Origin of the sequence: Aromatoleum sp., from assembly GCF_032027225.1 — a bacterium.
Lineage (GTDB): Bacteria > Pseudomonadota > Gammaproteobacteria > Burkholderiales > Rhodocyclaceae > Aromatoleum.
Map to the genome: position 1 here is coordinate 97,536 of NZ_JAVSMM010000018.1, position 12,156 is coordinate 109,691.

11 protein-coding genes are annotated in these 12,156 nt (G+C 62.6%); 7 read left to right on the plus strand and 4 right to left on the minus strand.

All coding sequences use genetic code 11. From position 1 onward, the window contains the following. Positions 1 to 194: 194 nt before the first annotated feature. Entirely contained in the window at positions 195 to 2,597 is a 2,403-nt protein-coding gene (locus tag ROZ37_RS17685) for a glucan 1,4-alpha-glucosidase (protein ID WP_312661329.1), read from the minus strand. 768 nt (positions 2,598 to 3,365) lie between these two features. On the opposite strand from ROZ37_RS17685, the gene ROZ37_RS17690 reads away from it, so the two are divergent. From ROZ37_RS17690 to ROZ37_RS17710, 5 genes are all read left to right on the plus strand, one after another. Next, positions 3,366 to 3,719 carry a sugar dehydrogenase complex small subunit gene (locus tag ROZ37_RS17690; RefSeq protein WP_312661330.1) on the plus strand — a complete coding sequence of 118 codons (354 nt, stop codon included), beginning with the start codon at positions 3,366 to 3,368 and terminating at the stop codon, positions 3,717 to 3,719. Further along, a complete protein-coding gene (locus tag ROZ37_RS17695; RefSeq protein ID WP_312661333.1) occupies positions 3,716 to 4,288 on the plus strand; it encodes an NADPH-dependent FMN reductase in 573 nt (190 codons plus the stop codon). Before ROZ37_RS17690 ends, ROZ37_RS17695 begins: the two co-directional genes overlap by 4 nt. A gap of 118 nt (positions 4,289 to 4,406) precedes the next feature. Further along, positions 4,407 to 4,625, plus strand: a complete 219-nt coding sequence (locus tag ROZ37_RS17700) for a hypothetical protein (protein WP_312661334.1) — start codon at positions 4,407 to 4,409, stop codon at positions 4,623 to 4,625. Positions 4,626 to 4,636: 11 nt separating this feature from the next. Further along, positions 4,637 to 5,944: an amidohydrolase gene (locus ROZ37_RS17705; protein ID WP_312661335.1), complete on the plus strand. Its 1,308-nt coding sequence runs from the start codon at positions 4,637 to 4,639 to the stop codon at positions 5,942 to 5,944. Positions 5,945 to 5,989: 45 nt separating this feature from the next. Next, the gene (locus ROZ37_RS17710) at positions 5,990 to 6,616 is read left to right on the plus strand and encodes a trimeric intracellular cation channel family protein (RefSeq protein ID WP_312661336.1); all 627 of its coding nucleotides are present in this window, start codon (positions 5,990 to 5,992) and stop codon (positions 6,614 to 6,616) included. Between the two features lie 243 nt (positions 6,617 to 6,859). On the opposite strand, the gene ROZ37_RS17715 is transcribed toward ROZ37_RS17710, so the two are convergent. The 3 genes from ROZ37_RS17715 to ROZ37_RS17725 are packed head-to-tail and all read right to left on the minus strand — an operon-like array spanning position 6,860 to position 9,690. After that, complete coding sequence (locus tag ROZ37_RS17715) at positions 6,860 to 8,149, minus strand: saccharopine dehydrogenase family protein (protein ID WP_312661337.1); 1,290 nt, start codon at positions 8,147 to 8,149, stop codon at positions 6,860 to 6,862. A 38-nt stretch (positions 8,150 to 8,187) separates the two neighbouring features. Further along, a complete protein-coding gene (locus ROZ37_RS17720) occupies positions 8,188 to 9,291 on the minus strand; it encodes a carboxynorspermidine decarboxylase (RefSeq protein ID WP_312661338.1) in 1,104 nt (367 codons plus the stop codon). Between the two features lie 6 nt (positions 9,292 to 9,297). Further along, positions 9,298 to 9,690, minus strand: a complete 393-nt coding sequence (locus ROZ37_RS17725; RefSeq protein ID WP_312661339.1) for a helix-turn-helix transcriptional regulator — start codon at positions 9,688 to 9,690, stop codon at positions 9,298 to 9,300. 375 nt (positions 9,691 to 10,065) lie between these two features. Here ROZ37_RS17725 and ROZ37_RS17730 point away from each other — a divergent pair, with 375 nt between their 5' ends. Both ROZ37_RS17730 and ROZ37_RS17735 read left to right on the plus strand, forming a co-directional pair. Beyond that, positions 10,066 to 11,199, plus strand: a complete 1,134-nt coding sequence (locus tag ROZ37_RS17730; protein WP_312661340.1) for an H-NS histone family protein — start codon at positions 10,066 to 10,068, stop codon at positions 11,197 to 11,199. Between the two features lie 69 nt (positions 11,200 to 11,268). Next, positions 11,269 to 11,934 carry a hypothetical protein gene (locus ROZ37_RS17735; protein WP_312661341.1) on the plus strand — a complete coding sequence of 222 codons (666 nt, stop codon included), beginning with the start codon at positions 11,269 to 11,271 and terminating at the stop codon, positions 11,932 to 11,934. Positions 11,935 to 12,156: the final 222 nt, after the last annotated feature.

Sequence of the window (12,156 nt, forward strand, 5' to 3'; positions counted from 1 at the left end):
TCTAGACGGCCCATCAGGTCCTTCCAAGATTCGACGAAAGATGCGGTGCCGTCGTCCTGCAGTTTGGCTGTCTTTGATCGCATGATCGAAAATCGTTGGGTTCGACGTAAGTCCCATCACGCGTGAATCAGCGTTACAGCGAAGCAGTGCGCGATGGCTCCGTCGCCGCCTGAAGTCTCTTTTCCGTCGTGGGATCACTCAACCACAAGATCATAATCCACACCTTCCCATCGATCTGCGGCAGGCCAATACAGCGTGAAGACGATCGCGTCGCCCGGTTCGAGGCTCGCCGTATCGAGATCGGCGAAGTGGATGCCAAGGCCGCTATCTTCGGTCGGCGTATCCTGGACGGTTTGCCAGCCGTCTACGCTCCAGTGGAGCGATGCCATCGTGAGGAGTTCGACCCGGAGAACGCGTCCTGCCGGTAAGCAGCGACACTTGTTGTTGAAGCGCCAGACGGAGCGCAGCGAGCGCACATGTCGGACCTGATAGCGCTCTTTCGGCTGGGGCGGCATGTCGAACACACGTCCGTCCGCCAGCGAGCGCAGGAGCTTGACGTGCTCGGCGTGTGCCCAAACCAGCGGCATCGCCGAGCCCGAAGGCCGGCCCTGGAAGAGCTTGCGCTCGGGGATGTCGGCTGCGTCCCATACTTGCTCGGGGATGAGATGACCATCGCTGCCGAAACCTTCGAGTGTCGCGAGCAAGGTCTCGGCGCGGATCCTGTTGCCCGCCGCGAGCTCGTAATGCGCCCGCTCGCCCGTGAGCAAAGGCCAAGCTCGACCGACGCCGGTGCCGTCGAACGGTCGGCCATCCTGGTGCTCGCCGTACCCGTCGTTGTTATAACGGTGCCAGCACGGCCCCGCGGGCAAATCCACTTTCAGCAAGGCATCGACGACCCGCACGGTATTCAGAATACGTGGATCATCGGCGGCCCGCAGGCCGAAACGCACGAGCGCCAGCGCGTCGGGACTCACCACAAGCGAGGTTTTCTCGCGGCTCGTTTCAGGTGGACGGTTCTTGATGGGGACGAAGCCGCTCAGGGGTGATGCTGCGTCGGCGGTTTCCGGAGGAGCGATGCGAACGTAATAGCCGTCGACGCCCACTTGCCGGGCGAGCGGAGTATCGGTGGCATAGGTCCATTGTTCGACGAGACTGTTCCAGATATCGGCGGTCTCGCGGAGGTAGGCGATCAAGCTCGGTGCTGCGATGCCTTCAGCTAAATCGGCGGCAGCCAGTAGCGCGGCGATCTCCACTGCAAGAGTGAAGGGTGAATAACCGCCATCCTCTTCCCATCGATCCTGTCCAGTAACCGGTCCATTTCTGACGATGTATCCCGCAGCTCCCGCGATCATCGGCCACAGGCGGGGCAGCTCGTGTCTGGACAAGATCTCTTCGCGGAGTGCGAGATCGACGAGAAGGATGGGAAAGGCGCATTCGTCGAGCTGCACGCCGTACCAATAAGGCGTTCCGTCGAGCCAGCAGTTCTGTGGCCAGTGGCCATCCGCTTCTTGAATGCCCTGGAGGTAATCGATGACCTGTCGCGCTTCCTTCTTCGCTCCCGCGGCCAGGAGCCCGCCCGCGGTCTCGACGAGATCGCGCGGCCAGACGAGATGGTAGCCGCCAAGATCATGGTCGCCCTTGGCAAAGCCCCAGGGAACCGACAGGCTGGCGATGTAGCCGCCGACAAACGAGCGAGCCTCGTGCGTCTGCAGCACGGCTGTGCTCACTCGATACGTATTGTGTCCTTTCGAATGCCCGGCACGGTCGAGTGGCACGAGCGTGTCTTGCCAAGCGCGCCATCCAGCCACGTATTCGTCGAGCGCTTTGTCAACATCTTTGTCGAGGCTGATGCGAACCCGGAGCGCGGCTTCTGCCGCCGTCCTGCCGAACCCCAATGCAAGGACGAAGCTGCCACCGCACTCTGCCGGGTTCACTTCGCCGGTGAGCGCGACATTACCGTTGCGCGCAACGTCGTAGCGCCAGCGCAGCTCGAAGTGTTGCCTCAAATCTTGCCAGCCGTCCGAGACCCCGACGAAGCCCGCCGAGCTCGCACCAAAGGGAACCGAGCAGCCGAGGGCGAGAGTCGTTCCGTCGCCCGCGGCAAAAAGCATAGCCACGCCCTTGTAATCGTCGATCCATGCGGTATTCCCAGCGCCTTTATTCACGAGATGCGGTGCAAGGAGCGCATAAAGCCGATAGTCGGAGGCGGCGCCGGCGAGCGCTTCAAACGTCACGCGTTGAAGTACGACATCGTGGCGAGGATCAGCGAACACCAATTTTTCGATTTGATAGCGCTTCTGATTGCATGCGCTTCTGACGATGAAAGCCGGTACGCCCTCGACGATGGGTCGAATGGTGCTGGTTGCATCACGCTTCTCTTCCGAGAAGAAGCCGTGCCCGTCGCTGATGATGAGACCCAGATCCCGCGTACATGCCTGATCGACCCGCGGGTAGTAGACCTCGTTGAGGATGCCGTGACTCAGCGTGAACCAGACCCGACTTTGCGGTTGCAGCGCCGTGCCGACGCCGCTTTTGGCGCTCGACGTCCATCTCGCCGGGCTGCCGGGCCATCCCGGCGCAGGCCTCTCGAACGGCATATTTCTCCTCCCATCTGAAGGACGTCACATGGAGCGGGAGGAGCAATCGGATGGTCATCAGGCGAAGGCCGCCCCTCGCCAGCCGCGGTGGCGTTCCGTCGAGGAGAGCGACATGAAGCTCGAAGTGCCGTTGTGCCGATCGTTCCCAGCCGAAGTGCGCACCGTGGCGCGACATTGAAGACGCTCCCAAGCCTCGCTGTCGCGCTACCACGACGAAGCTCGCATCTGTCCCCTTCGGTAACAGAACTTCGCCCGGCTGGCGTGGATTGGAGAACGCCGTGAGCGGAAAGTTGCCCGGGGCCATGAACATCGCCCTGCGGCGAGCGGTACGCATCGTCGACCCGGGCGCGCGGAAGTGGCGAGACGATCGGAAGGGACCATGGCTCGATTCGGTGCCGATGATCGCGACGCCGGACGTGAAGAAGACCAGCCGCGGCGAGCCTTCGCCACCTACCTCCCGGCATTGCCTCACGCAGAGTCGTTCATCCGACGACGCGGCGGCGCCCCCTCGCCTTCACCGTACGCGCTTTTCTTGTACCGACTAAAGCCATTTTGGTCGGCCATGCCCGGAAAGAAACAAAAACCTCTGATGAAACAGCATGTTACGAATTCTTCACGAATAGACGCGTCGTTGCGCTCCACACATTGCTTGTCTATGTTTCAGTCACTGCAACGAGGGGAAACCGGGATGCTTCGGCGTTCGGCAGTTGCGAGGTGCGGTGACTTGCGATTACCGCGTCATCCTGTGCAAAAGGCAGGAGTAGTGACATGGACGCCCGCGTTGATGATCACGACCACCCGATGTGCCAGGGGCGCGGCCCGTTGGGTCGCGGCCTGCTTATCGGTTTGGCTGGAGCCTACGTCACTTCCCCGATCCCCAAGGCGCTTGCGCAACCGGCCGATGACAAGAATCGCGGCGCCTTTCTTGCCGTGTCGGCGAGCCGAGTCGCGCGGAACTCGCTCGATGCAGTGCAGGCAAAACGCCTCTATGACGCACTGATCGCGGACGATCCAGGCTTTCCCGCCGCGGCGCGTGCGCTGCCGAACTTCATCCCTTGCAGGGCCCGCCCTCGAAATGAGGTCGGATTATTTCCACACCGCGGATCAAGGAGACTCACATGAGAAAGTACAAGGTCGGGTATTTCGTTGGCAGCCTTTCGAGCACGTCGATCAATCGCATGCTTGCGAAGGCGCTGGTAAAGCTCGCCCCGCCGGAACTTGAATTGATCGAAATACCGATCCGGGATTTGCCGCTGTACAGCCAGGACTACGATGCGGATTATCCTCCGGTCGCGCGCGCTTTCAAGAAGGCCATCGCCGATGTCGACGCGGTGCTTTTCGTCACGCCCGAATACAACCGCTCCATTCCCGGCGGACTGAAGAACGCCATCGACTGGGCAAGCCGGCCCTGGGGCCAGAACTCCTTCGCCAGCAAACCTTCCGGGGTGATCGGTGCGTCGCCCGGATCGATCGGCACCGCAGTCGCGCAGCAGAGCCTGCGGGGCGTGCTGTGCTTCTGCAACTCGCCGTTGATGAATACGGTCGAGGCCTACATCCACTTCAAGCCCGGCCTCATCACCGAAGACGGTCAGGTTACCGACGACTCGACCGCCGAGTTTCTGCGCAAGTACATGAACGAGTTGCACGCATTCATCGTACGGGTGCTGACCGTGTTGCCGCGGGACGCTTGACGGAGAAAATGCGCAGATTCCGAACATACCTGTTGGGCGTCGACGTTGTGATTTCGTTGAAAGGTCGATGCCTTGCAGCACCTGTCGCCGGACTTGGCTCCATGCGAAAGAGGACTCCATGCTCTGCCCCCATTGCGCTGACGGTCACGACCGTCAGTCGGCTCATCGCGCCCACGTGCTGCAACTCCTGGCTTTGATCGAACACCCCACCGCGCTGCCGCCGGACGCGGCGTTGCGGATCGCGTGCGAACTTCTCGCGTGGACGGGACTCGAGGCGTCGGATTGCGGATGCGACCATTCCGGCGACCGAGTGGCCGAATTCGAGACGGCAGCCTGAGGGAGAACGGGATGAAACGTAAGAGCGCGGAAGACGGCGCGGCGCGGGCAGGCCTGCCGGGCCCGTCCGGAGAGTTGCTCGCGCGCCTCGAAGGCATCTACCAGGACTTCCACGCGAATCCCGAGCTGTCGATGCAGGAGCACCGCACCGCCGGCATCGTCGCAGCCTGGCTGCGGGAGCGCGGGTACGAGGTGACCGAAGCGGTCGGTGCGACCGGTGTCGTCGGCTTGCTGCGCAATGGCGAAGGGCCGACGGTGCTGATGCGCGCCGACATGGATGCGCTGCCGATCGCGGAAAGCACCGGCCTGCCCTATTCCAGCCGGAAGACCGGTACGGACAGGTTCGGGCAGCCGACCGCGATTGCGCATTCCTGCGGGCACGACATGCATGTCGCGTGGCTGATGGGCGCGAGCGAGATCCTGGCGGCTAACCTCGGCGCGTGGCGCGGCACGGCGATGATGGTGTTCCAGCCGGGCGAGGAAACCGGCCAGGGCGCACGCGCGATGATTGAGGACGGGATGATCAGACGCTTCCCCAAGCCCGACGTCACGCTGGCCCAGCACGTGATGCCGCTCTCGGCCGGCCGGATCGGCTGGCGCACCGGGACGATGCTCTCGGCCGGCGACAGCTGGGAAGTGACGCTGTTCGGTCGCGGCGCCCACGGCTCGATGCCGCAGAAGAGTGTCGATCCGGTGGTGATGGCGGCGTCGGCGGTGATGCGCCTGCAGACCGTCGTGTCGCGTGAAGTCGCGATGACGGATTCGGCCGTGGTGAGCGTCTGCACGCTGCGGGCGGGCATGAACGAGAACGTGATTCCCGATCAGGCGCTGCTCCGTCTCAACATCCGCACCTTCAAGGACGAAGTGCGGACCCGGGTGCTCGCTGTCGTCAGGCGCATTCTCGAAGCAGAGGCTGCCGCGTCGGGGGCGCCGAGGCCGCCGGAGTTCTCCGTGCTGAGCGAATTTCCCCTCACCCGCAATGACGAGGGCGCGACACGAAAGGTCGTTGCCGCGCTCGAACGGCATTTCGGCAGCGATCGGATTGCCGAGATTTCGCCCGCGAGCGCGAGCGAGGACTTCGGGCTGTTCGGCACGGCGTGGAACGTTCCGACCGTGTTCTGGGTGATCGGCGGCATCGATCCGGTGCTTTACGAGGAAGCGCGCAAGGCCGGCAGGCTGGACGAGTTGCCGGCCAACCATGCACCGAATTTCGCGCCGGTGGTCGACCCGACGCTGCGCACCGGTATCGAAGCCATGCTGGCCGCCGCCGGCGCCTGGATCTCTCCTCTGACCGATACGGCCGCCAACCGGGCGCACTGAATCGGCCCGGCCCTGACCATGAGTACGGTGCTGCTACCGGATCTGGTGAAGCTGCTCGACTGGGTGGGCACGCTGGCATTCGCGTTCAGCGGCGGGCTGCTGGGGGCGCGAAAGGGATTCGATCTGTTCGGCGTGCTCTTCCTGTCCTTCGTCGTCGCGGTCGGCGGCGGCATGGTGCGCGACGTGCTGATCGGCGCCGTGCCGCCGGTGGCGATCACGGAAATCCACTACTTCCTGATCGCGATCGGTGGTGGCCTGATCACCTTCTACTGGTATCCCAGGGTGGTTTCGCTCGAACGCCCCATCGCGCTCTGCGACGCCGTCGGCCTCGCCCTGTTCGCGGTGGTCGGCACGCAGAAGGCGATCGAGTACGGCATCCATCCGCTCATGGCCGCCCTGCTGGGGATGATGACCGGGATAGGCGGGGGAATGACGCGCGACGTTCTCGCCGGCGAGCCCCCCTTCGTGCTGCGCAGCGAGCTGTATGCGGTGGCGGCGCTCGCAGGTGGCACGATCGTGTCCGCCGGGTACGCGATCGGCGCGGCGCGCGCGTTCTCACTGTTGCTCGGCGCCGGTGCGTGCATCTTCCTGCGCCTGATGGCGATCTATCGCGGCTGGCGGGTTCCGGTTGCGCGTCACTTCATCGATCCCGGCAGTCCGGGCGATCGGTGAAGGTCGGGCAGCCTCCCGAACTCACCTTGAGCAGTGCGTGACGTCGGGCAAAGCCCGCAGGATGGGATCGCGGGAATGGCTTAGGGCGCGTTGGTAGTCGGCCCCTCATTGGACGAGCCCGCGCGCTCCCGTTTGGGCTTGTACTCGACGCCCACGACGCCGGAGCTCCGAAGTCTCGATCAGAGGGTTGGATTGCTCCGAGTCGCCGGGATCGGCTGCGAACAGCCGCCCGCACAGGAATCATCAGGCGTCGACGAACTGCTTCCGAACTCTGACCGTTGCGACGCTTTCCTTGTACGGATCGAGGACGCGGTCGCCCTTCGCGTCTCGAACGCGAGTCACCAGGCCGATTTGGTTCATCAGTTCGATGAACGGCTTCGGATCGAGCTCTTCGACGTTGACCATCTGTCGAACGTCCCAGACGCCTTTGGCGATCAGCATCGCCGCCGCGACCACCGGCACACCCGCAGTGTAGGAGATGGCCTGGCTGCCGACCTCTTCGTAGCAATCCTTGTGATCGCAGACGTTGTAGACGAGCACTTCCTGGGGCTTGCCGTCCTTCCTTCCCTTGACCAGGTCGCCGATGCAGGTCTTGCCGGTGTAGGTCGGTGCGAGCGATGCCGGGTCAGGCAAGACGGCCTTGACCACCTTGAGCGGGACGACCTCGAGGCCCTCGGCGGTACGCACCGGCTTCTCGGACAGCAGGCCCAGGTTGTTGAGCACCGTGAACACGTTGATGTAGTGCTCACCGAAGCCCATCCAGAAACGGATATTGGGCACCCCCAAATTCTTCGACATCGAGTGAAGCTCGTCGTGCCCGGTCAGGTAGGCGGTGCTTTTGCCAACGACGGGAAGGTCCCAGTCCTTGCGATGCTCGAACATCTTGCTGGCCTTCCACTTGCCGCCCTCCCAGGACCACACTTTCGACGTGAACTCCCGGAAGTTGATTTCCGGGTCGAAGTTGGTGGCGAAGTAGTGGCCGTGGCTGCCCGCGTTGATGTCGATGATGTCGATCGAGTCGACTTCATCGAAATAAGCGTCCATCGCGAACCGCCCGTAGGCGTTGACGACGCCGGGATCGAAGCCCACGCCCAGGATCGTGGTCACCCCGGCCTCGCGGCAGGCGTCGCGGCGCTTCCATTCGTAATTGCCATACCACGGCGGCGGCTCGCACACCCGGTCGGGGTTCTCGTGGATTGCGGTATCCAGGTAGGCGGCGCCGGTTTCGATGCACGCGGTCATCACCGACATGTTCAGGAAGGGCGAGCCGACATTGATGACGATCTGGCTGCCAGTGGAACGGATCAGCGCCTTGGTGGCTTCAACGTCCATTGCATCGAGTTGGTGCGCCTTCAGCAGGCCCGAGCCACGCTGATTGCGCTTTTTCTTGATGGAATCGATGATCGCCTGGCACTTGCCCAGCGTGCGAGACGCGATATGGATGTCACCAAGAACGATATTGTTCTGCGCGCACTTGTGCGCGGCGACGTGAGCCACGCCGCCGGCGCCGATGATAAGCACATTACGTTTCATAGGACTTCGCCTCCGCTGCTGTTTGTCCGAACAACCTGTCAGGACAGACTATTGACGTAATCGTCGAAGTTGAACTGCCGCACCACTCGCACGCTGCCATCGACTTCCTTCACTGCGATCGACGGCATGTTGACGCCGTTGAACCAGTTCTTCTTGACCATCGTGTAGCCTGCGGCGTCGCCGATCGAGATGCGGTCGCCAATCCGTAGTGGCGCTGCAAAACGCCCTTCGCCGAAGATGTCCCCGGCCAGGCAGGTCTTGCCGCAGATCATGTACTCGTGATCTCCCGCGTCGGCTCCCAGAGGCGCGGTCTCGCGGTAGATCAGGAGGTCGAGCATGTGCGCCTCGGTGGAGGCATCCACGACCGCGAGCTTCTTTCCGTTGAAGCCGACGTCGAGCACACTCACTTCCAGGGTGGCGCTGTGTCTGACGGCGGCCTCGCCAGGCTCCAGGTAGACCTGGACTGCGTACTTGCGGGCAAAACTGCGCAGGCGCTCGCAGAAGGCATCGACCGGATAGCCTGGCGCGGTGAAGATGATTCCGCCGCCAAGGCTGACCCATTTCAGCCGCCGCAGGATGTCGCCATAACGCTTCTCGACCTGGCCGAGCAGGTCATCGAAACGGGCGAAATCATCGTTCTCGCAGTTGTTGTGGATCATCACGCCGTCAATCCGGTCTGCGATCGCGCGGATGCGCTCGGGGTCACCTTCGCCCAGGCGGCTGAACTCGCGCGCCGGATCGGCCAGATCGAACCCCGAATGACTCACCCCCGGGTTCAGCCGCAATCCGATCGGCTTGCCCCGTGCGAATTGCGCGTAGCGCTCGAGTTGGGTGATCGAGTTGAAAATAATCTTGTCGCAATTCGCGACGACCTCTTCGATTTCATGATCGGCGTAAGCGACGCTGTACGCGTGCGTTTCGCCGCCGAACTTCTGATAGCCGAGCTTGACTTCGTACAACGATGACGACGTAGTGCCGTCCATGTACTCGCGCATGAAGTCGAAAACCGACCAGGTGGCGAAGCACTTGAGCGCCAACAAGGCCTTCGCGCCCGACTTCTTGCGGACCTGGTCGATGATTTCCAGATTGCGCTGCAGCGACTTCTTGTCGATCAGGTAATGCGGCGTGGGAATGTTTTCCATTTGGCTTCAGTTGTTCGCCTGGCCGTTTGCTTCGGCGGGCTTTTCTTCGGGGCTGCGCAAGGAGAAGGAGGCGCTCTTCTTTCCCAGTCGCTCGACGATCAGCGGCGGGCGATCGGAAAAGGTGACCAGAATCTTCAGCGAGCCGCCGACGCTTTCCACGTAGTGCTGCAGGGTGGAAACCAGCATGTCGTCGCGCTTCTCGATCCGGGAGATCGCGCCCTGCCCCATCCCCATTGCGACTGCCAGGTCGTCCTGGGTGTAGCGCGTGGCTTTGCGCAACTCCTTGAGCGTGGCGACGGTGTCGATGCCCTTGCTCACTGTCGGCGGCTTCCCGGAGCCGCCGGGCTTGGCCTTCTTTCGGGTGGGCTTACCTGTTGCTTCCTTCGTCTTCTTGGGCATGAGTGATGTTCTCGATGGCGCTCGGGTTGGATCGATGCCCGAAAGTCGCAGGAGCCCAACCGGATGGGCGACCTTCGAACCGGTGATCGTCGGACATCCATCTCTTCATGACTTGCATGATATATGTCTTTTAGAACATATTCAACCTAAGCCATATTCAACGGAGGGAGCAGATAAACTGTCCGGACTTGTACCGCGTGATCTGTCCGGTTTCATTCGGCACGAAGGAGGTGCCGATGAGACGGACAGAGTTGTCGCAGGAGATCCGGAAGATGCGTTTTGAAGAGGCGTCTGCGGGGTGGCAGGAAGGACGGCTCCTGATCCTGCGCCTGGGGAGGTGGCGCGCCGAGAGGAGGATGCGTACGGCAGGCCAGCATGCTCAAGATGGAGGGCGCGCCGTTCCCGGTCTGGCTCGACTCGCTGGTACCCACCGCCGGCAGCTGCAACGACTGCCCGAAGCGCACCGCGAACAGCCGAGACTTGTTCAGCGACATCGATGCAGACGTCTGCACCGACCCCGCCTGCTTCGGCGCGAAGAAGGCGGCCCAGGTCGAGCGCCAGAAGGCCGCGGCCGAGGCGCGCGGGCAGAAGGTGATCACCGGCAACGATGCCGCGAAGATCGCGCCCTACGGCGCGAGTTCGCAGATGAAGGGCTTCATCGCCCTGGACAGCAAGAACTACGACGCCGGCTTCCGCGTGGACGTCGGCCACTCCACTAACCGCGAGATCCTCGGCGACCGGGACGTACCGATCACGCTGATCGAGGACGTGCGCACCGGCACGCTGATCGAGGCGGTCGACAGCAAGGCGATCGCCGAGGCCCTGAAGGAAGTCGGCATCAAGTCCTCGACGCCCGGCCGCTCCGCCGCCGACCTCAAGCGCGAGGCCGAAGCCAAGTTCGAAGCCGCGTTCCGCCGCCGCCTCTTCGACGAGACCCGCACAGCGATCCGCGTCGAACTCAACGGCAGCAAGAACCCGTCCCTCAAGCTCGACGACATGCGCCTCGTCGCCCGCCAGTTCTGGGCTCGCTCGGGGCACTACGCCTGCGCGCCGCTCGCGAAGCTCTACGTCTCGACCGAGGAGAAGCTCGACGACCACGCGCGCATCCACCGCGTCAGCGCCCTGATCGACACCTTCAACTCCGCCCAGCTGATCCAGTTCCTGTTCGACCTCTCGCTGATCGGCACGCTCGACGTGCCGAGCTACTCCTCGAAATTCGAGACTCCGGCCCCGCTCGTCGACACCGCCACCAGCTTCGGCATCCGCCCCGACGTCATCCGCGAAGGCCTCAAGGCCGCAGCGAAGGCAAAAGCCGCGAAGAAGCCCACCGCCAAGGCCGACCCCGCCATCCGCTACCGCCACCCCGACAACCCCGACCAGGCATGGACCGGACGCGGCAAAAAGCCGCAATGGGTCCAGGACTGGCTCAACGCCGGCCGCACGCTCCAGGAGCTCGAAGCGCCCATGCGATGTGACAAGACGGTCGACATGCTCGAAGAGGCGGCGTGAGCCGTAACGACCAAGGTCAGCGGCCCGAAGGGTCCGCTGGAGTGACGAGTTAAGCGGGGAGAAAAGGCAATGACTACAGAAGCACGATTCCTGAAAGACGTCTCAGAACACCAGATGGAAGTGACCCGGGATGACGGCATTTATCGGCACGTCCGGTTCAAGAGGCCCGGCACGAGCTGCATGCACTTCGACCTGATTACGTGGCCTGGATACCACTGCTACACGGGCGATATGGGCACCTATGTGTTCTCACGCATCCGGGACATGTTCGAGTTCTTCCGCACCGATCGCGAGCACATGCGCCTCAAGGATGGCAGAACGCTGGCGATCAACCCGTCGTACTGGTCGGAAAAAGTCGAGGCGCGTGACCGGTGCGGGGTCGAGGAGTTCTCGGAAGACCTGTTCCGCGATGCACTCAAGCGCGAGTTTGATTCGTTCTTCGAGAACCGAGAGCCGGACGACGACGCCAGCGAGGAAGAAAAAGCCGCTTTCGCAGAGAAGAAAGCCGAAGCGTGGGAAGCGGTCGAGGACGAGATTCTAGGCGTCGATTCGCTTGAGCACGAAGGCGTCGGCGCGGCCTGCCGCTTCGAGCACGACGGGCTTGAATTCGCCGACTTCTGGGACCACCGGCTGACGGACTACACGCACCGGTTCATGTGGTGCTGCTTCGCCCTGGCATGGGGGGTTCAGCAATACGACACAGCCAAACAGAATGCGGTGGAGCAAGCCGCTTAACTCCAATTGAACGACACCCTGTCTGTGAACACCGGGATGACCGGGTTAACGCGACACGGAAGATGAGCACGAAATATGTTCCTAACAGGGTGTTGATTTACGATAAATCCTAGTATTGGCGGGTATTTCAGGGCTGATATAATTCCATTCGAATCAACAAATCAATAATCTCGATGCGTGGCACCGACCACAAACAGAACGCTCTGTTCAGTTACGTCAATA